The sequence below is a fragment of the Kaistia sp. UC242_56 genome, assembly GCF_044452255.1.
In the GTDB taxonomy this organism is placed as follows: Bacteria; Pseudomonadota; Alphaproteobacteria; order Rhizobiales; family Kaistiaceae; genus Kaistia; species Kaistia defluvii_A.
This window is the reverse complement of sequence record NZ_JBIOAN010000001.1, coordinates 499,887-519,624: the sequence shown is the minus strand read 5'-3', so window position 1 is coordinate 519,624 and position 19,738 is coordinate 499,887. Positions and strand designations below refer to the sequence as shown.

18 protein-coding genes are annotated in these 19,738 nt (G+C 65.1%); 15 read left to right on the top strand and 3 right to left on the bottom strand.

The features are described 5' to 3' along the window. Nucleotides 1–78: 78 nt before the first annotated feature. Together leuB and ACHMWQ_RS02410 are read right to left on the bottom strand one after the other, a co-directional pair. Nucleotides 79–1,191 carry a 3-isopropylmalate dehydrogenase gene (gene leuB, locus ACHMWQ_RS02415; RefSeq protein ID WP_266331668.1) on the bottom strand — a complete coding sequence of 371 codons (1,113 nt, stop codon included), beginning with the start codon at nt 1,189–1,191 and terminating at the stop codon, nt 79–81. A gap of 109 nt (nt 1,192–1,300) precedes the next feature. Next, on the bottom strand, nt 1,301–1,681 hold the full coding sequence (locus tag ACHMWQ_RS02410; RefSeq protein ID WP_396306264.1) for a RidA family protein: 381 nt from the start codon (nt 1,679–1,681) through the stop codon (nt 1,301–1,303). A 259-nt stretch (nt 1,682–1,940) separates the two neighbouring features. Between ACHMWQ_RS02410 and sdhC the strand changes: the two genes are divergently transcribed. The 15 genes from sdhC (at nt 1,941) to lpdA (ending at nt 17,973) form a co-directional block, all read left to right on the top strand. Then, nucleotides 1,941–2,339, top strand: a complete 399-nt coding sequence (gene sdhC / locus ACHMWQ_RS02405; RefSeq protein ID WP_354554112.1) for a succinate dehydrogenase, cytochrome b556 subunit — start codon at nt 1,941–1,943, stop codon at nt 2,337–2,339. Nucleotides 2,340–2,350: 11 nt separating this feature from the next. Then, nucleotides 2,351–2,722 (top strand): succinate dehydrogenase, hydrophobic membrane anchor protein, encoded by a 372-nt coding sequence (gene sdhD, locus ACHMWQ_RS02400; RefSeq protein ID WP_354554110.1) that lies wholly within the window; start codon nt 2,351–2,353, stop codon nt 2,720–2,722. A gap of 4 nt (nt 2,723–2,726) precedes the next feature. Further along, on the top strand, nt 2,727–4,547 hold the full coding sequence (gene sdhA, locus ACHMWQ_RS02395) for a succinate dehydrogenase flavoprotein subunit (RefSeq protein ID WP_354554108.1): 1,821 nt from the start codon (nt 2,727–2,729) through the stop codon (nt 4,545–4,547). A 6-nt stretch (nt 4,548–4,553) separates the two neighbouring features. Further along, nucleotides 4,554–5,003, top strand: coding sequence for a DUF3052 domain-containing protein (locus ACHMWQ_RS02390; protein ID WP_396306263.1), 450 nt, complete (start codon nt 4,554–4,556; stop codon nt 5,001–5,003). A 28-nt stretch (nt 5,004–5,031) separates the two neighbouring features. Beyond that, complete coding sequence (locus tag ACHMWQ_RS02385; protein WP_354554105.1) at nt 5,032–5,811, top strand: succinate dehydrogenase iron-sulfur subunit; 780 nt, start codon at nt 5,032–5,034, stop codon at nt 5,809–5,811. Nucleotides 5,812–5,904: 93 nt separating this feature from the next. Beyond that, nucleotides 5,905–6,090, top strand: a complete 186-nt coding sequence (locus ACHMWQ_RS02380) for a hypothetical protein (RefSeq protein WP_266331660.1) — start codon at nt 5,905–5,907, stop codon at nt 6,088–6,090. 97 nt (nt 6,091–6,187) lie between these two features. Further along, entirely contained in the window at nt 6,188–6,580 is a 393-nt protein-coding gene (locus ACHMWQ_RS02375) for a VOC family protein (RefSeq protein ID WP_396306262.1), read from the top strand. Nucleotides 6,581–6,852: 272 nt separating this feature from the next. Beyond that, nucleotides 6,853–7,434 (top strand): AprI/Inh family metalloprotease inhibitor, encoded by a 582-nt coding sequence (locus tag ACHMWQ_RS02370; protein ID WP_354554101.1) that lies wholly within the window; start codon nt 6,853–6,855, stop codon nt 7,432–7,434. A gap of 37 nt (nt 7,435–7,471) precedes the next feature. Next, on the top strand, nt 7,472–8,644 hold the full coding sequence (gene zapE / locus ACHMWQ_RS02365) for a cell division protein ZapE (protein WP_396306322.1): 1,173 nt from the start codon (nt 7,472–7,474) through the stop codon (nt 8,642–8,644). A gap of 157 nt (nt 8,645–8,801) precedes the next feature. Continuing rightward, nucleotides 8,802–9,767: a malate dehydrogenase gene (gene mdh, locus ACHMWQ_RS02360; protein WP_354554097.1), complete on the top strand. Its 966-nt coding sequence runs from the start codon at nt 8,802–8,804 to the stop codon at nt 9,765–9,767. Nucleotides 9,768–9,818: 51 nt separating this feature from the next. Beyond that, on the top strand, nt 9,819–11,018 hold the full coding sequence (gene sucC, locus ACHMWQ_RS02355; protein ID WP_396306261.1) for an ADP-forming succinate--CoA ligase subunit beta: 1,200 nt from the start codon (nt 9,819–9,821) through the stop codon (nt 11,016–11,018). Next, entirely contained in the window at nt 11,018–11,902 is an 885-nt protein-coding gene (gene sucD / locus ACHMWQ_RS02350) for a succinate--CoA ligase subunit alpha (RefSeq protein ID WP_354554094.1), read from the top strand. Before sucC ends, sucD begins: the two co-directional genes overlap by 1 nt. Nucleotides 11,903–12,009: 107 nt before the next feature. Further along, nucleotides 12,010–14,994 (top strand): 2-oxoglutarate dehydrogenase E1 component, encoded by a 2,985-nt coding sequence (locus ACHMWQ_RS02345; protein WP_396306321.1) that lies wholly within the window; start codon nt 12,010–12,012, stop codon nt 14,992–14,994. Nucleotides 14,995–15,090: 96 nt separating this feature from the next. Beyond that, a complete protein-coding gene (odhB, locus tag ACHMWQ_RS02340; protein WP_396306260.1) occupies nt 15,091–16,323 on the top strand; it encodes a 2-oxoglutarate dehydrogenase complex dihydrolipoyllysine-residue succinyltransferase in 1,233 nt (410 codons plus the stop codon). Between the two features lie 246 nt (nt 16,324–16,569). Further along, nucleotides 16,570–17,973, top strand: a complete 1,404-nt coding sequence (lpdA, locus tag ACHMWQ_RS02335) for a dihydrolipoyl dehydrogenase (protein ID WP_354554090.1) — start codon at nt 16,570–16,572, stop codon at nt 17,971–17,973. 263 nt (nt 17,974–18,236) lie between these two features. Here the strand turns inward: lpdA and ACHMWQ_RS02330 are convergent, their stop codons facing one another. Beyond that, nucleotides 18,237–19,556, bottom strand: coding sequence for an MFS transporter (locus ACHMWQ_RS02330; protein ID WP_396306259.1), 1,320 nt, complete (start codon nt 19,554–19,556; stop codon nt 18,237–18,239). Between the last annotated feature and the right edge of the window lie 182 nt (nt 19,557–19,738).

Genomic DNA, 19,738 nt, shown 5'->3' with positions numbered 1-19,738 from the left:
CAGAGATCGCCCAAGCTTGACCAGTCGGTGCCCGGCAAAAAGATTCAGCCGCAAAGTTCGCGAAAAGACTCGCTATTCTCAGGCCGACAGCACGTCGAGCTGCTTGAGAATGGCGGCGCCCATCTCCTTGGTGCCGACCTTGGTCGTGCCCTCGGTGTAGATGTCGCCCGTGCGCAGGCCCTGGCTCAGCACGCTGGAAATGGCGCGGTCGAGCAGGTCGGCTTCGGCGACCAGGCCGAAGGAATAGCGCAGCGCCATCGCGAAGGACGCGATCATGGCGATCGGGTTGGAGATGCCCTTGCCGGCGATGTCGGGCGCCGAGCCGTGCACGGGCTCGTACATCGACTTGCGGCGGCCGGTGGTCGCGTCGGGAGCGCCGAGCGCGGCCGACGGCAGCATGCCGAGCGAGCCGGTCAGCATCGCCGCGACGTCGGACAGGATATCGCCGAACAGGTTGTCGCAGACGATGACGTCATACTGCTTCGGCCGGCGGACGAGCTGCATGGCGCAATTGTCGGCCAGCACGTGCTCGAGCGCGACGTCGGCATATTCTTCCTTGCCGACCTTGGTGACGACCTGATTCCAGAGCACGCCCGACTTCATCACGTTGCGCTTCTCGGCCGAGGCGACGCGGCTGGAGCGGGTCTTGGCGAGGTCGAAGGCGACGCGGGCGATGCGCTCGATCTCGGAGGTGGTGTAGAGCTGCGTATCCACGGCGCGCTTCTCGCCGTTCTCCAGCGTGACGATTTCCTTCGGCGAACCGAAATAGACGCCGCCGGTCAGTTCGCGCACGATCAGGATGTCGAGGCCCTCGACCAGCTCGCGCTTCAGCGACGAGGCATCGGCCAGCGCCGGGTAGCAGATCGCCGGACGCAGATTGGCGAACAGCTCCAGATCCTTGCGCAGGCGCAGCAGCGCCGCTTCCGGCCGCACGTCATAGGGGACGCTGTCCCACTTCGGGCCGCCGACCGCGCCGAAGATCACGGCGTCGGATTCCTGTGCCAGCTTCATCGTCGCTTCGGAGATCGCCTTGCCGTGCGCGTCATAGGCTGCGCCGCCCGCCAAATCCTGCTCGCTCTCGAAGGACGCGACGCCGCGCTTGCCGAACCAGTCGATGACCGTCTTCACTTCGGCCATGATTTCGGTGCCGATACCGTCACCGGGAAGGAGAAGAAGCTTGTAGGTGGTCATGTCGCGGGTTCTCTTGTCGAGCGGGTCTGCGGGCGGGTGGATGCGCGGGCAGCGATAGCGGCGCGAAAGCCCCGATGCAAGCCGAACCGAGCATGCCGTGCGCGCGAGATCAGGCTTTCAGCGCCGTCACCTCGATCTCGACCTTCATCTCGGGCCGGATCAGGCCGGTTACGGTCATCGTCGCGGCGGGGCGGATATTGCGGAAATGTGCGCCCACGACCAGGAAGACGGCATCGGCGAAGGCGGCGTCCGTCACATGATAATGCACGCGCACTACGTCGGTCATCGCGAAGCCCGCCTGCTCCAGCGCGCCGACGATGGTCGCCATGGCGTTTTCCGTCTGCTCGGCGACGCTGCTGGGCATGGTCATCGTGGCATAGTCATAGCCCGTCGTTCCCGCGACGAAGCACCAGGGTCCCTGCACCACGGCGCGGGAGTAGCCGGCCGCCTTTTCAAACGGGGATCCGGTCGAGATGAGGCGGCGCTGCATGGGAGTCTCCTTTGGCTTCGGCCAGGATGCCCGCTTGCGGTCTCCCGGATGGCGACCAGGCCGGCGAGCTGAGGCTTTCGTACGATTGTCAAAAAGGGGCATGATGGCAACCGGCCGGGGCGAGTCGCAAAAAAGCGGCCCGGCTCACGCTGCGTCATGCAAAAGACCGTTTTGACCGCGTCGCACAATGGGGTTAGAACCAGTCCAAATTCACTACCCTAAATGCTTACGTTTACGTAAGCGGTTGAGGATGAACACGATGTCGAATGCCGAGGCGAAGAAGAGCCGACCGCTCTCTCCGCACCTTCAGGTCTATCGCTGGCCGATCACCATGACGGTGTCGATCCTGCAGCGCGTCACCGGGGGAGCGCTCTATTTCGGGACGCTGCTCCTCGCCTGGTGGGCGATCGCGGCGGCGGCGGGCCCGGGTCCCTTCTCCTGGGTCTCGTGGGTGTTCGGCTCCTGGATCGGACAGCTCGTGCTGTTCGGCTACAGCTGGGCCCTGATGCAGCACCTGCTCGGCGGCATCCGCCATTTCGTCTGGGATTTCGGCGCGGGCTTCTCGAAGTCGGCGCGCGACAATCTCGCCTGGGCCAATATTATCGGTTCCGCCGTGCTGACGATCCTGATTTGGGTCGTGGCGCTCGCCATCCGCTGAGGGGCAATTCCATGCGTACACCGCTCGGCCGCGTTCGCGGGCTCGGCTCGGCCAAGGAAGGCACGGGCCATTTCTGGCACCAGCGGCTCACCGGCGCCGCGCTTGCCGTCCTCGCCATCCTGTTCGTCATCCTGGTCATCGTGCTTGCCGGCAAGCCCTATCCGGAAGTCGTCGCGACCCTGGCCAACCCCTTCGTGGCGTTGTTGATGGTGCTGATGATCGGTACCGGCGTCTGGCACATGAAGCTCGGCATGCAGATCATCATCGAAGACTATCTGCATGGCGGCCTGAAGATCGTCGCGCTGGTCGCCAACATGTTCTTCGCGGTCGCCGTCGGTGTGGCGACCATCCTCGCCTTTCTCAAGATCAGCTTCGGAGGCTGAAGCCATGGCTGAAGCCAACGCCAGCGCGTCCATCAACGGCCGCGCCTACACCTTCATCGACCACACCTTCGACGTCGTCGTCGTCGGCGCAGGCGGCGCGGGCCTGCGCGCCACGCTGGGCGCCAGCGAGGCCGGCCTGAAGACCGCCTGCATTACCAAGGTGTTTCCAACCCGTTCCCACACGGTTGCCGCCCAGGGCGGCATTTCGGCCGCGCTCGGCAACATGGGCGAGGACGACTGGCGCTTCCACATGTACGACACCGTCAAGGGGTCGGACTGGCTGGGCGACCAGGACGCGATCGAATATCTCGTCCGCAACGCGCCGGCGGCCGTCTATGAGCTCGAGCATTTCGGCGTGCCGTTCTCGCGCACCGAAGAGGGCAAGATCTACCAGCGCCCGTTCGGCGGCATGACGACGAATTTCGGCAAGGGCATCGCGCAGCGCACCTGCGCCGCCGCCGACCGCACCGGCCACGCCATCCTGCACACGCTCTATGGCCAGTCGCTGCGCCATTCGGCCGAGTTCTTCATCGAATACTTCGCCATCGACCTGATCATGGAAGAGGGCGAATGCCGGGGCGTCGTGGCGCTCTGCCTCGAGGACGGGACGCTGCATCGCTTCCGCTCGAGCAAGACCATCCTTGCCACGGGCGGCTATGGCCGCGCCTATTTCTCCGCCACCTCGGCCCATACCTGCACCGGCGACGGCGGCGGCATGGTGCTGCGCGCCGGCCTGCCGCTGCAGGACATGGAATTCGTGCAGTTCCACCCGACCGGCATTTATGGCGCGGGCTGCCTGATCACCGAGGGCGCGCGCGGCGAGGGTGGCTATCTCACCAATTCCGAGGGCGAGCGCTTCATGGAGCGCTATGCCCCTTCCGCCAAGGACCTGGCTTCGCGTGACGTCGTCTCGCGCGCCATGACCATGGAAATCCGCGAAGGCCGCGGCGTCGGCAAGGCGAAGGATCATATCCACCTTCACTTGGACCATCTCGATCCGGCGCTGCTGCATGAGCGGCTGCCCGGCATTTCCGAGAGCGCCAAGATCTTCGCCGGCGTCGACCTGACCAAGGAGCCGATCCCGGTCCTGCCGACCGTCCATTACAACATGGGCGGCATCCCGACGAACTATCACGGCGAAGTGCTGAACAAGGTCGGCGGCGACCCGGACACCATCGTTCCTGGCCTGATGGCCGTGGGCGAGGCCGCTTGCGTTTCCGTGCATGGCGCCAACCGCCTCGGCTCCAACTCGCTGACCGACCTGGTCGTGTTCGGCCGCGCGGCGGCGCTGCGCTGCATCGAGACGGTGCAGCCGAGCCAGCCGCAGAAGGAACTCGCCAAGAATGCCGGCGAGGACTCGATCGCCCGCCTCGACCGCCTGCGCTACGCCAATGGCTCGACCTCGACGGCCGAGATGCGGCTCAACATGCAGAAGGTCATGCAGTCGAACTGCGCCGTGTTCCGCACCGGCGAAGTGCTCGACGAGGGCCATGAGCTGATCCACCAGGTCTGGAAGGGTTCGGACGACATCAAGGTCACCGACCGTTCGCTGATCTGGAACTCCGACCTGGTCGAGACGCTCGAATTCGAGAACCTGATCGTCCAGGCCGTCGTCACCATGGACTCCGCGCAGAACCGCAAGGAATCGCGCGGCGCCCATGCCCGCGAGGACTATTCGAACCGCGACGACGTCAACTGGATGAAGCATTCGCTCGCCTTCATCGACGCGGATCAGAAGACGATCCGGCTCGACGACCGGCCGGTGCACACCTACACGATGTCGAATGACATCGCCTATATCGAGCCCAAGGCTCGCGTTTACTGAGGGCGGATGATGGCCGCCGCTCCGCTTCCCGCAGCCGGTTATTCGGGGCGTTCGCTCCCCGAAAAGCTCGGCTTCAGGGATGGCATGGCGGTGGCTTTCGTTTCCCTGCCGCCGGAGCTGGAAGCCCTGGCCGACAGCGCTGCGTTCGGCCAGGTCGTGCGGACGGACAAGTGGGCCGCGCCGCTGGGGCCGGATCGATCGCTGGACGCCGTGCATGCGTTCGTGACGAGCCGCGCCGAGGTCGAGCGCGACCTGCCGCGGTTGCAGGATGCCATCCGGCGCGACGGCATGATCTGGGTGTCGTGGCCGAAGAAGGCCTCGAAGGTTGCCACCGACGTGACCGAGGATGTGGTGCGCGATGCAGCGCTCCGGCTCGATCTCGTCGACATCAAGGTCGCCGCGATCGACGCGACCTGGTCCGGTTTGAAACTCATGGTCCGCAAGGACCGTCGCTGAACGAATCTTACGCCCGAGGACGCTCACTATGGTCCAGCTGACCCTCCCGAAGAACTCGAAGCTTACAGAAGGCAAGGTCTGGGACCGGCCGGCTGGGGCCAACAATGTCCGGGAGTTCCGCGTCTACCGCTGGAGCCCGGACGACGACAAGAACCCGCATGTCGATACCTATTTCATCGATCTCGATGATTGCGGTCCGATGGTTCTGGACGCGCTGATCAAGATCAAGAACGAGATCGATCCGACGCTCGCCTTCCGCCGCTCCTGCCGCGAAGGCATTTGCGGTTCCTGCGCGATGAACATCGACGGTTCCAACACGCTCGCCTGCACCAAGGGCATCGACGACGTGAAGGGCCCTGTCGCGATCTACCCGCTGCCGCATATGGAAGTGGTCAAGGATCTGGTTCCGGATCTGACGAATTTCTACGCCCAGCATCGCTCCATCGAGCCCTGGCTGAAGACGGCAACGCCCGAGCCGCAGAAGGAATGGCTCCAGAGCCATGCCGACCGCGAGAAACTCGACGGGCTCTACGAATGCATCCTGTGCGCCTGCTGCTCGACCTCGTGCCCGAGCTACTGGTGGAATGGCGACCGCTATCTCGGTCCGGCGGTTCTCCTGCAGGCCTATCGCTGGCTGATCGACAGCCGCGACGAGGCGACCGGCGAGCGCCTGGACAATCTGGAAGATCCCTTCCGCCTGTATCGCTGCCACACCATCATGAACTGCGCCCAGACCTGCCCGAAGGGTCTGAACCCGGCCAAGGCCATCGCAGAAATCAAGAAGATGATGGTCGAGCGCCGCGTCTGATCCGATCGACCCGATTTTTTAGAAAACGGCGCGGAACCATTCCGCGCCGTTTTCGTTTGCGTGGACCGATCGGTTTTTCGGAAGGAGATGATCATGACCATCAAGCAGGATCTCGAACCTACCTGGACGATCGAGGCGATCGACCGTCTGCGCGAACTCGCGGTGGAGCATGTACCCGCCGATATCATCGCCACGGCGATGCACCGCCCCGAAGCGGAAATTCGCCAGAAGGCTGCCGAGCTCGGCCTGTCGCTCGAAATCGAGCCGATGACGCCGTAGGCGATTTCCCGTCATCCGGGGCAGGGCCGCGGGCTTGACGCCGCCCCGCCGTTCGGTTCCCCTGCCAGGCATCGATCTGGCAGGGATCCGGGGAATCATGAGCGTTCTGGATCATATCGGCATCACGGTCAGCGACCTCGGCCGTTCGATCGATTTCTACGAGGCGGCCCTGGCGCCGCTCGGCGTCAGCGAGCAGATGCGCGTGCCCGGAGAATTGACCGGATATGGCGACGTGGTGGGCTATGGCGCCGAAGGCAAGCCGGAGATCTGGCTGAGCGGCGGTGCGCGCACCCAGCCGCATGTCCATATCGCGCTCGTGGCGGGCAGCCGCTCTGCGGTTGATGCATTCTATGCTGCCGCGATCGGCGCAGGCGGAACCGACAACGGACCGCCCGGCATCCGTGAGCATTACCATCCCAACTACTACGCCGCCTTCGTGCTCGATCCCGACGGCCACAACATCGAGGCCGTCTGTCATCGCCCGGAATAGCAGACGTGCCACACGGGTCGCTTTCTTGGTTAACCGTGTCTTAACGAGGCTTGTCGTTGCAGGCGGAATGCCGTATTGCGCCAAGCACGATAGGCTGCGGAACTTCGAGTGATCTCCCATCATTCCTCTCGTCCCGATCGACTGGTTCGTGCGTTTCGCGCGGCGGTCTCCCGGTTTGGCGAGGGGCGACCCGTTTTTCCGCCTGCCTCAAAGCGGCTCGATTGTGCCGGTAGGTTCTTGCGGCACCGAGGATTTCGATGATGGAGAAGCTCATGTCCCGACGTCTCGCGCCGATCGGCCTGGTCGCCATGATGGCGGCCGCCTTGAGCGGTTGCGGCTCGTTCGGGGCCATCGGCCTCGGCCCGATGGAGCGTTCGGCCAAGCCGGTCGAAAGCGACACGCTGCCGCCGGTTGCCTCCGCTCCGGTGACCCGCAACACGCTGCCGCCGCCGCCGATGGATCCGAACGCGCAGACGGCCGCGCCGATGACGGATCAGGGCGGGCTGCCCGGTGCGACGCCGCTCGAGTCGGCGCCGACGGCTCCGCCGCCGGTTTCGACCGCTTCGGGCGGCGAGATCGGCCGCACGGATCTTCTGGGCGGCTGGACGCTGCAGTCGGGCGGCGAAAGCTGCCAGCTGTTCATGACGCTGACGAGCTGGACCGGCGGCTACCGTGCTTCGACGCGCGGCTGCCAGTCGCCGACCTTGAAGTCGATCTCGGCCTGGAGCCTTTCGGGCTCGCAGGTGGTGCTGGCCGGCGCCAATGGCGTTTCGGTCGCCAGCCTGAACTCGACCGGCAAGACCCAGTTTAACGGTCAGACCACGGGCGGCGCGGCGGTTTCCTTCCATCGCTGAACAGACCGGTCCTCGTCCATGAGGGCCGGGTAGGGGAATTCGGGTGAGCCAGGGCCTGCCGGTCGTTTCGCGCGTCGCAGACGCCTATCGCGAGCTCGTCGCCAAGGGCGAGCTGGAGGAAGACCCGGCGCAGCGCGCCCTCGTCGCCAAGTTCGATGCCCTCAACACCCGGCTTGCGGAGCGCCGTCTCGCCCGCAAGTCGAGCGCGCTCGGCTGGCTGTTCGGCAAGCGTGAGGCGGCGACGCCGGTCGTGCGCGGCCTCTACATCCATGGCGATGTCGGCCGCGGCAAGACCATGCTGATGGACCTGTTCTTCGAGCGCGCCGCGCCGCAGCGCAAGCGTCGGGCTCATTTCAACGACTTCATGGCCGACGTCCACGCCCGCGTCTTCCGCATGCGCGAGGCGATCAAGGCCGGGACGGTTTCCGGCGAGGATCCGATCCTGCCGGTGGCCGAGGAGATCGCGGCCGAGACGCAGCTTCTCTGCTTCGACGAGTTCACGGTCACCGACATCGCCGACGCCATGATCCTGGGCCGGCTGTTCACCCAGCTCTTCGCGCGCGGTGTCGTGCTGGTGGCCACCTCCAATGTCGATCCCGACGATCTCTATCGCGGCGGCCTCAACCGGAATCACTTCCTGCCCTTCATCGCCCTGCTCAAGGAGCGGGTCGAGGTGGTGCGGCTCGCGGCCCGCACCGATTACCGGCAGGAAAAGATCGGCAAGGCCCCGGTCTATCTCACCCCGCTTGGCCCGGAAGCCGACTCGGCGCTGGATGCTGCGTGGCTCCAGTTGACGCAAGCGTCACATGGAGAGCCCTCGACCCTCGCTGTGTTGGGTAGGGACGTTGTGGTGCCCCAGGCCATGGATGGCGTGGCCCGATTCGATTTTGCCGATCTTTGCGGCAAGCCGCTTGGCGCGAGCGACTTCCTCGCCGTCGCGCATGCGTTTCATACCGTGCTGATCGATCACATTCCCGTCATGGACGATTCCAGGCGGAACGAAGCCAAGCGCTTCATCACCTTGATCGACGCACTCTATGACGGACATGTCCGCATCATCGTCTCGGCAGCGGCCGAACCGGACCATCTCTACCTTGCCGAAACCGGCACCGAGGCGTTCGAATTTGCCCGCACGGCGTCGCGCCTGACCGAAATGCGGTCCGAGGAATACCTGCTTCAAGTGCACCGCGGCTTCATTGTCGAGACATGACGCTAACGTAAACTGCTGCGATATTTGGCGGATTGCCGCCACGTAAGGCGCTCGACTGACTTGCACCCGTCACACAATGGGGTTAGACCACGCGCGTTCCGGCAGACGCACATCTGCCACATGACGCTTAGGTAAACCTCCATCGGGAGACCTGTACATGGCTCGAGCCAAGATTGCTTTGATCGGTTCCGGTCAGATCGGCGGCACGCTCGCCCTTCTCGCTGGCATCAAGGAACTGGGCGATATCGTCCTCTTCGACATCGCCGACGGCGTTCCCCAGGGCAAGGCGCTCGATATCGCCGAGGCTGCTCCGGTTGAAGGTTTTGATGCCAACCTGTCGGGCGCATCCTCCTACGCCGCCATCCAGGATGCCGACGTCGTCATCGTCACCGCCGGCGTCCCGCGCAAGCCGGGCATGAGCCGCGACGATCTTCTCGGCATCAACCTCCAGGTCATGGAGCAGGTCGGCGCCGGACTGAAGAAGTACGCGCCGAACGCCTTCGTCATCTGCATCACCAACCCGCTCGACGCGATGGTGTGGGCGCTGCAGAAGTTCTCCGGCCTTCCGGCGAACAAGGTCGTCGGCATGGCCGGCGTGCTCGACTCGGCCCGTTTCCGCTATTTCCTCGCCGAGGAATTCAAGGTCTCCGTCGAAGACGTGACGGCCTTCGTTCTCGGCGGCCACGGCGACACCATGGTGCCGCTGACCCGCTATTCGACGGTTGCCGGCATCCCGCTCACCGATCTGGTCAAGCTTGGCTGGATCGAGAAGGCGCGCCTGGAAGAGATCGTCCAGCGCACCCGTGACGGTGGCGCCGAGGTCGTGAACCTGCTGAAGACCGGCTCGGCCTTCTATGCCCCGGCCGCCTCGGCGATCGTCATGGCCGAGAGCTACCTCAAGGACAAGAAGCGCGTCCTGCCGGCGGCAGCGCTGCTGGATGGCCAGTACGGCATCAAGGGCCGCTATATCGGCGTGCCGATCGTCATCGGCGCCAACGGCGTCGAGCGTATCATCGAGATCGAACTGAACAAGGCCGAGCAGGCGATGCTCGACAAGTCGGTCGCCTCGGTCGAGGGCCTCGTCGAGGCCTGCGTCAAGATTGCCCCGGCTCTCGGCGCCTGATCGCCCGAGACCCGCACCAAGACAACGATCCCCAAAGGCGGAACGTCATCGATGAATATTCATGAGTATCAGGCGAAGGCGGTGCTGAAGGAATTCGGCGCCCCCGTATCGCGCGGCATTGCCATCTTCTCCGCAGCCGAGGCGGAAGCCGCGGCCAAGGAACTCGGCGGTCCGCTTTGGGTCGTGAAGTCGCAGATCCATGCCGGCGGTCGCGGCAAGGGCAAGTTCAAGGAAGCCGCAGCCGGCGAAAAGGGCGGCGTGCGCCTCGCCAAGTCGATCGAGGAAGTGAAGGCGTTCGCCGAGCAGATGCTCGGCAACACGCTGGTCACGATCCAGACCGGCCCGGACGGCAAGCAGGTCAACCGCCTCTACATCGAGGACGGCTCGGACATCGAGAAGGAATTCTACCTCTCGATCCTCGTCGACCGCGAGACCTCGCGCATCTCCTTCGTCGTCTCGACCGAAGGCGGCATGGACATCGAGGAAGTCGCCCATTCGACGCCTGAGAAGATCCAGTCCTTCTCCGTCGATCCCGCGACCGGCATCATGCCGCATCACGGCCTCACCGTCGCCAAGGCGCTCGGCCTTAGCGGCCCGCTGGCCAAGCAGGCGAACGACGTCGTGACGAAGCTCTATACGGCCTTCGTCGCCAAGGACATGGAGATGCTCGAGGTCAATCCTCTGATCGTCACCACCGATGGCAACCTCAAGGTCCTCGACGCCAAGGTGTCGTTCGACTCCAACTCGCTCTACCGGCAGCCGTCCATGCTGGCGCTGCGCGATGAGACCGAGGAGGACGCCAAGGAGATCGAGGCGTCCAAGTATGACCTCGCCTACATCGCGCTCGACGGCTCGATCGGCTGCATGGTCAATGGCGCCGGCCTCGCCATGGCGACGCTCGACATCATCCAGCTCTACGGCGAAAGCCCGGCGAACTTCCTGGATGTCGGCGGCGGCGCCTCGGAAGAGAAGGTGACTGCTGCCTTCAAGATCATCACCTCCGATCCGAAGGTGAAGGGCATTCTCGTCAACATCTTCGGCGGCATCATGAAGTGCGACGTCATCGCGCGCGGCGTCATCGCCGCGGTGAAGACGGTCGGCCTCAAGGTTCCGCTGGTCGTGCGCCTCGAAGGCACCAATGTCGAACTCGGCAAGCAGATCATCCGCGAGAGCGGCCTGAACGTGATCCCGGCCGATGACCTCGACGATGCCGCGCAGAAGATCGTCAAGGCCGTGAAGGAAGCCGTCTGATGTCCATCCTGATCGACAAGAATACCAAGCTCATCACCCAGGGCTTCACCGGCAAGAACGGCACCTTCCATTCCGAGCAGGCGCTCGCCTACGGCACGCAGGTCGTTGGCGGAACGTCGCCCGGCAAGGGTGGCCAGACCCATCTCGGCCTGCCGGTGTTCGACACCGTCGCCGAAGCGAAGCATGCGACCGGCGCCGACGCCTCGGTCATCTACGTGCCGCCGCCGGGCGCCGCCGACGCGATCTGCGAGGCGATCGACGCCGAGATCCCGCTGATCGTCTGCATCACCGAAGGCATCCCGGTGCTCGACATGGTGCGCGTCAAGCGCTCGCTGTCCGGCTCCAAGTCGCGCCTGATCGGCCCGAACTGCCCCGGCATCGTCACCGCCGACGCCTCGAAGATCGGCATCATGCCGGCCAACATCTTCAAGAAGGGCTCGGTCGGCATCGTCTCGCGCTCCGGCACGCTGACCTATGAGGCCGTGTACCAGACGACCCAGGAAGGCCTCGGCCAGACCACGGCCGTCGGCATTGGCGGCGATCCGGTCAAGGGCACCGAGTTCATCGACATTTTGGAAATGTTCCTGGCCGATGATGAGACCACGTCGATCGTCATGATCGGCGAGATCGGCGGTTCGGCCGAGGAAGACGCAGCGCAGTTCCTGGCCGATGAGGCCAAGCGCGGCCGCAAGAAGCCGATGGTCGGCTTCATCGCCGGCCGCACGGCGCCTCCGGGACGTCGCATGGGCCATGCCGGTGCGATCATCTCCGGCGGCAAGGGCGGCGCGGAAGACAAGATCGCGGCGATGGAAGCCGCGGGTATCCGGGTGTCGCCGTCGCCGGCGCGCCTTGGAAAGACCTTGGTTGAGGTCTTGAAGGGCTAAGCGACAAGACCGACATTCCGAGTGCCGGAATGTCGGTTTTTCAACAAGAGCGCGGCGCGTGGCCGCGCGATCAAGGAGAGAGGAGCGTGGCGCTCCTCAGCCAGCACATGTCACGCGAGCAAGCCAACGCGGCCTTTGCGACCTCTTCCTTCCTCTATGGTGGCAACGCCACCTATATCGAGGATCTTTACGCGCGCTATCAGAACGATCCCGCTTCGGTCGATCCGGAGTGGCAGTCGTTCTTCTCGGCGCTGAAGGATGATCCGAAGGCTGTCGTGGCCGAGGCGCGCGGCGCGCCCTGGAAGCGGGCCGACTGGCCGCTCCATGCCAATGGCGAGCTGGTCTCGGCCATGGACGGCAACTGGGGCCAGATCGAAAAGACGGTCACCGACAAGCTGAAGGCGAAGGCGGCGCAGGCCGCTGCTCCCGCAGCGAACGGCCAGGCGGCCGCGGCCGCTCCGCTGTCCGAAGCGGCGATCCAGCAGGCGGCGCGCGATTCCGTCCGCGCCATCATGATGATCCGCGCCTATCGCATGCGCGGCCATCTGCATGCCGATCTCGATCCGCTGCACATCGCGACCGCCGGCGACCATGAGGAGCTTCATCCCTCCTCCTATGGCTTCACCGAGGCCGACTACAGCCGCAAGATTTTCATCGACAACGTTCTCGGGCTCGAATTCGCCACCATCCCCGAGATGCTGGAAATCCTGAAGCGCACCTATTGCTCGACGCTCGGCGTCGAGTTCATGCACATCTCGGATCCGGTCGAGAAGGCCTGGATCCAGGAGCGCATCGAGGGGCCGGACAAGGCCATCACCTTCACGCCGGAAGGCAAGAAGGCGATCCTGAACAAGCTGATCGAAGCCGAGGGCTTCGAGAAGTTCCTCGACGTCAAGTTCACCGGCACCAAGCGCTTCGGCCTTGACGGCGCCGAGGGCCTGATCCCGGCGCTCGAGCAGATCATCAAGCGCGGCGGCACGCTCGGCGTGCACGAGATCGTCGTGGGCATGGCCCATCGCGGCCGCTTGAACGTGCTGACGCAGGTGATGGCCAAGCCGCACCGCGCGCTGTTCCACGAGTTCAAGGGCGGCTCCTACGCGCCCGACGACGTCGAGGGCTCGGGCGACGTGAAGTACCATCTGGGTGCTTCCTCCGACCGCGAATTCGACGGCAACAAGGTCCACCTGTCGCTGACCGCTAACCCTTCGCATCTCGAGATCGTCGATCCCGTCGTGCTGGGCAAGGCACGCGCCAAGCAGGACCTGCACAAGGACTATGTCCGCACCGGCACGCTGCCGCTGCTGCTCCATGGCGATGCGGCCTTTGCCGGCCAGGGCGTCGTGGCCGAGTGCTTCGGCCTGTCGGGCCTGAAGGGACACCGCACCGGCGGCTCGATCCACTTCATCGTCAACAACCAGATCGGCTTCACGACGAATCCGCGCTTCTCGCGCTCGTCGCCCTATCCGTCCGACGTCGCCAAGATGATCGAGGCGCCGATCTTCCACGTGAATGGCGATGATCCGGAAGCGGTCGTCTTCGCCGCCAAGATCGCGATCGAGTTCCGGCAGAAGTTCCACAAGCCTGTCGTCATCGACATGTTCTGCTATCGCCGCTTCGGCCATAACGAAGGCGACGAGCCGGGCTTCACCCAGCCGCTGATGTACAAGAACATCCGCAGCCATCCTGCCATCGTCGAGATCTATTCGTCGAAGCTGATCGCCGAGGGCCTGGTCACCTCCGAGGAAGTCGAGGCCGCCAAGGCTGCCTGGCGTTCGCGGCTCGAGGTCGAGTTCGAGGCGGGCCAGTCCTACAAGCCGAACAAGGCCGATTGGCTCGACGGCGCGTGGGCGGGCCTGAAGGCCGCCGCCGCCGATGATGAGCCGCGCCGCGGTAAGACCGGCGTCGAAATCCATACGCTGAAGGCGCTTGGCGCGAAGCTGACCGACGTGCCGGCGGACTTCCATGTCCACCGTACCGTCCAGCGCTTCCTCGACAACCGCAAGAAGGCGATCGAGACCGGCGTCGGCATCGACTGGGCGACCGCCGAGGCGCTCGCCTTCGCGACGCTCGCCAATGACGGCAATCCGATCCGCCTGTCGGGCCAGGACGTCGAGCGCGGCACGTTCTCGCAGCGCCATTCCGTGCTCTATGACCAGGAGACCGAGGAGCGCTTCATCCCGCTCAACAATCTCCGCGAGGGTCAGGCGCGCTACGAGGTCATCAACTCGATGCTCTCGGAAGAAGCGGTGCTCGGCTTCGAGTACGGCTACTCGCTGTCGGAGCCGAATGCGCTGACGCTGTGGGAGGCCCAGTTCGGCGACTTCGCCAACGGCGCCCAGGTGGTGTTCGACCAGTTCATCTCGTCGGGTGAGCGCAAGTGGCTGCGCATGTCGGGCCTCGTCTGCCTGCTGCCGCATGGCTATGAAGGCCAGGGTCCGGAGCATTCCTCCGCCCGTCTCGAGCGCTTCCTGCAGATGTGCGCGGAAGACAACATGCAGGTCGCCAACGTCACCACGCCAGCGAACTACTACCATATCCTGCGCCGGCAGCTGAAGCGCGACATCCGCAAGCCGCTGATCCTGATGACGCCGAAGTCGCTGCTGCGCCACAAGCGCGCCGTGTCGACGCTAGACCAGTTGGGTCCGGACTCGTCGTTCCACCGCTTGCTGTGGGACGATGCGGAATTCCTCAAGGACGAGCCGATCCAGCTGGTTCCGGACGAGCGCATCCGTCGCGTCGTCCTTACCGCCGGTAAGGTCTATTACGACCTCTATGAGGAGCGCGAGAAGCGCGGCATCAACGACGTCTATCTTCTGCGCGTCGAGCAGCTCTATCCGTTCCCGCTCAAGGCTCTCGTCCAGGAACTCGGCCGCTTCAAGAACGCCGAGATCGTCTGGTGCCAGGAAGAACCGAAGAACCAGGGTTCGTGGGCCCATGTCGAGCCCTATCTGGAATGGGTGCTCGGCCAGGTCGGCGGCAAGTCGAGCCGCGCTCGCTATGTCGGCCGTGCGGCTTCCGCGGCGACGGCGACGGGCCTGATGTCGAAGCATCTGGCCCAGCTGAACGCCTTCCTGGAAGACGCGCTCGCCTGACAAGACCCTGACAAGACGGCGGCGCCTCGCTGCGCCGCCGAAAACTTCGTATCATCCTGAACGTCCACCAAGTTCGAACGGTAAGAGACCCAAGCCATGGCAACCGAAATCCGCGTCCCGACCCTCGGCGAGTCCGTGACTGAGGCGACGATTGGGCGGTGGTTCAAGAAAGTCGGCGAGGCCGTTGCGGTCGACGAGCCGGTGGTCGAACTCGAGACCGACAAGGTCACCATCGAGGTTCCCTCGCCCGTCGCCGGCGTGATCGAGGCCGTGGCCGCCAAGGATGGCGATACGGTCGGCGTCGGCGCGCTGCTCGGCACGATCGCCGCCGCCGGTGCCGGCGCGGCCCCCGCGCCTGCCAAGACGGAAGCGCCGAAGGCCGCTCCGGCTGCCCCCGCCGCTTCCGCCCCGGCTCCGGCCCCGGCCAAGACCGTCGCTGCCGGCTCGAATGGCCCGGCCGTGTCCAAGCTTGCCGCTGAAAGCGGCGTCGATACCTCGGCCGTGGCCGGTACCGGCAAGGATGGCCGTGTCACCAAGGGCGACCTGCTCGGCGCCATCGCCGGCGGCGCCACCGCTCCGGCACCGGCCGCCCCGGTCGCCGTGCGCGCGCCGGTTCCGGCCGATGACGCCGCGCGCGAAGAGCGGGTCCGCATGACCAAGCTGCGCCAGACCATCGCGCGCCGCCTCAAGGATGCGCAGAACACCGCCGCCATGCTGACGACCTTCAACGAGGTCGACATGGGCGCGGTGATGGCGCTTCGCGGCCAGTACAAGGATCTGTTCGAGAAGAAGCATGGCGTGAAGCTCGGCTTCATGAGCTTCTTCACCAAGGCCGTGATCCAGGCGCTGAAGGAAATCCCGGCTGTGAACGCCGAGATCGATGGCACCGACCTGATCTACAAGAACTACTACAATATCGGCATCGCCGTCGGCACCGATAAGGGCCTTGTCGTTCCGGTCCTGCGTGACGCCGACCAGCTGTCGCTCGCCGGCATCGAGAAGACGATCGCCGGCCTCGGCAAGCGCGCTCGTGACGGCCAGCTCAAGATCGACGAGATGCAGGGCGGCACCTTCACGATCACCAATGGCGGCATCTACGGTTCGCTGATGTCGACGCCGATCCTGAACGCGCCGCAGTCGGGCATTCTCGGCATGCACAAGATCCAGGAGCGGCCGATGGTCGTCGGTGGCAAGATCGAGATCCGCCCGATGATGTATCTGGCGCTCTCCTACGATCACCGCATCGTCGATGGCAAGGAAGCCGTGACGTTCCTGGTGCGCGTCAAGGAGAACCTCGAGGATCCGCAGCGCATGGTTCTCGATCTCTGATCGAGCGGACGGAATATGGCTTTCGTCCCCCAACCTCAGGCAGTCCCGGCGCGCTCCCGCGTTTCGGGCTGCCTTCTGGTGGCGGGGGCGGAGACCCATCAAGACCGCGCGCCGTTTCGGGCGCGCCTTTCCATCAAGCCGGCCGGAGCAGCGGATAGGCGCCTCGCGCACCCCGTCCTGCGTCCGGCCATTTGTTTTTGCGCTGAAAGCGCCGCTGGCTAACGCCAAAATCGTCCGGGAGACCCCATGTCCTACGATCTCATCGTCATCGGTTCCGGTCCGGGTGGCTATGTCTGCGCCATCAAGGCAGCACAGCTCGGCCTGAAGGTCGCCGTCGTCGAGAAGCGCGCGACCTATGGCGGTACCTGCCTCAACATTGGCTGCATTCCGTCCAAGGCCCTGCTGCACGCTTCCGAGATGTTCGACGAAGTCGGCCATCTCGACGCGCTCGGCATCAAGGTCGCCAAGCCCAAGCTCGACCTGCCCGTCATGCTCGCGCACAAGAGCGCGACGGTGAAGTCGAACGTCGATGGCGTCGCCTACCTGTTCAAGAAGAACAAGATCGACGGCCATATCGGGACCGGCTCGATCGCAGCACCCGGCAAGGTCGTGGTGACCAAGGAAGACGGCACCTCCGAGACGCTGGAGACCAAGGCGATCGTCATCGCCACGGGCTCCGACTCCGCTCCGCTTCCCGGCGTCGCGATCGATGAGCAGCGGGTGGTCACCTCGACCGGCGCGCTGGAACTGGACAAGGTTCCGGGCAAGCTGCTGGTCGTCGGCGCCGGCGTCATCGGCCTCGAGCTCGGCTCGGTCTGGCGTCGCCTCGGCGCGGAAGTGACCGTCGTCGAATATCTCGATCGCGTGCTTCCCGGCATGGACGGCGAAGTGGCCAAGCAGTTCCAGCGTCTGCTGGAGAAGCAGGGCTTCGCGTTCAAGCTTGGCACCAAGGTCACCGCCGTCGACACCAGCGGCAAGACGCTGAAGGTTACCGTCGAGCCGGCCAAGGCTGGCGAGGCCGCCGCCGAGACGCTGGAAGCCGATGTCGTGCTGGTCGCGATCGGCCGCCGTCCGTTCACGGAAGGCCTGGGCCTCGAAGGCGCCGGCGTCGAACTGGACGAGCGCAAGCGCGTCAAGGTCGATGGCCACTACCAGACGAACGTCCCCGGCATCTACGCGATCGGTGACGTCATCGCCGGCCCGATGCTGGCCCACAAGGCCGAGGACGAAGGCGTCGCGGTTGCCGAGATCCTGGCCGGCCAGGCGGGCCACGTGAATTACGGCGCGATCCCGAGCGTCGTCTACACGAGCCCGGAAGTCGCGACCGTTGGCGCCACCGAGGAAGAACTCAAGGCCGCTGGCATCGCCTACAAGGTCGGCAAGTTCCCGTTCTCGGCCAATGGCCGCGCTCGTGCGATGCTGGCGACCGACGGTTTCGTCAAGATCCTGGCGGATGCGTCGACCGATCGCCTGCTCGGCGCGCATATCGTCGGCAAGGGCGCCGGCGAGATGATCCATGAAGCCGTGGTGCTGATGGAGTTCGCGGGCTCGGCCGAGGATCTCGGCCGCTCGACGCACGCCCATCCGACGATGTCGGAATCGGTCAAGGAAGCGGCGCTGGCCGCCTGGTTCAAGCCGATCCACATGTAGGATCTTTTTCGCCGTCGCCGGCATTGTCCGGCGATTTGGCAGACGACAAAAAGCCGGCGCCCCTCCTCGGAAGGGCGCCGGCTTTTTCGTTTTGTCGAGATGACGGAATGGCCAAGCAAGCCCCCCAGCCGCCCTCTCCCGTACGCGGCAGAGGGCTTTTCGGCCGGCGCTCTTCCATGGCTCGGTGCCTCGACAAACACAGGCGGGGCCCCTCGCCCGCTTGCGGGAGAGGGTAGGGGTGAGGGTTTGCGCCCCCAGCCGCTCTACGTTAGCGGCTTCTGCCTGGTCTCGACATCGATCGCCGCCGTGGCGAGGGCGCCGAGCAGCAGGATCACGGAGAACAGGCCGAGCGCGACGTTGAACGAGTAGGCGACGACGGCGCCGACTACCGTGGGGGCGAGAAGGCCTCCCAGACGCGCCATGGCGCCCGCCAGGCCCATTCCGCTGGCGCGCAGCGAGGTGGGGTAAAGCTCCGGCGTAAAGGCGTAGAGCGCGCCCCAGGTGCCCAGCAGCGCGAAGCTCATCAGCATCATCGCGGCGCCGATGGCGGTCGGATCGGTGAGGATGGCGTAGAGGAAGCAGCCAACGGCGGAAAGCAGCAGGAAGGCGATCAGGGTCGGCTTGCGGCCCCAGCGCTCGACGCCATAGGCGGCCAGCGCATAGCCGGGGATCTGGGCCAATGCTAGCAGCACGAGGAAGCCATAGCCGCGCAGGAAGCCGTAGTGCTCGCCGGCCGAGACCAGCTTGCCCGGCAGCCAGACGAAGATGCCGTAATACGAAATCGACACCAGCAGCCACGCCGCGAGGATCAGGTAGGAGCGGCGGGCATAGGGGCCGGAGAACAGGGCGGAGAGCGGCAGGCGGGCCTCCTGCTTGTCGACCAGCTGGCCGCCCAGCACCGGCTTGCCATTGGTCGTGGCGATCTGGTCCAGCACCGCCTTGGCTTCCGCCGGCTTGCCGGTTCGCAGCAGGTAGAAGGGCGATTCCGGCACCCAGAAGCGCAGAGCGAGGCCGATCAGCGCCGGCAGCGCGGTGATGATGAAGATGAAGCGCCAGCCATCGACCATGCCCTGGGCCGCCGCATACCACGCGGCGAGCGCGACGATCACTGTGCCGACGGCCCAGAAGCCTTCGAGGCCCACGAGCCAGCGGCCGCGCCGGTTGGCCGGCAGGAATTCGGCCATCATCGCGTAGTCGACCGGCAGCGTGCCACCGACGGCGAGGCCGGTGATGAAGCGGAACACCAGCAGCATGGTGAAATCGGTGGCGAAGGCCGAGGCGAGGCCGAACAAGGCGTCCAGCAGCACGGTGACGATCAGCAGGTTGCGGCGGCCGATGCGGTCGGCGAGGCGGCCGAACAGGGCCGCGCCGATCAGCATGCCGACGAAGAAGATCGTGCCGGTCTGCAGCGCCACGGGCAAGGTCAGGCCGAAGGTCTTGGCGATCGAGGGCGCGGTGAAGCCGATCGACAGCACCTGCATGGCGTCGGCCGTCCAGACGAGGCCGAAGATCAGGAACAGGCGGCGCTGGAACGCCCCGGTTCCGGCGGCGTTCAACGCCTCGTCAATGGTTACGGTTCGCATCGTCTATTCCCCTATCCCCGGCACCGCGAATCGGCGCCTCCCAGACGTTGCGTGCATCCGACATGCCTTCGATGAGACCAAATCAACATTGGTTTCATGCTGAAAGAACTATGCTGCAATGCGGCGATATTTCCGTTCGCGGGCCTTGATCCGGTCGTCTCGACCCCTTAACCAGACCGGCC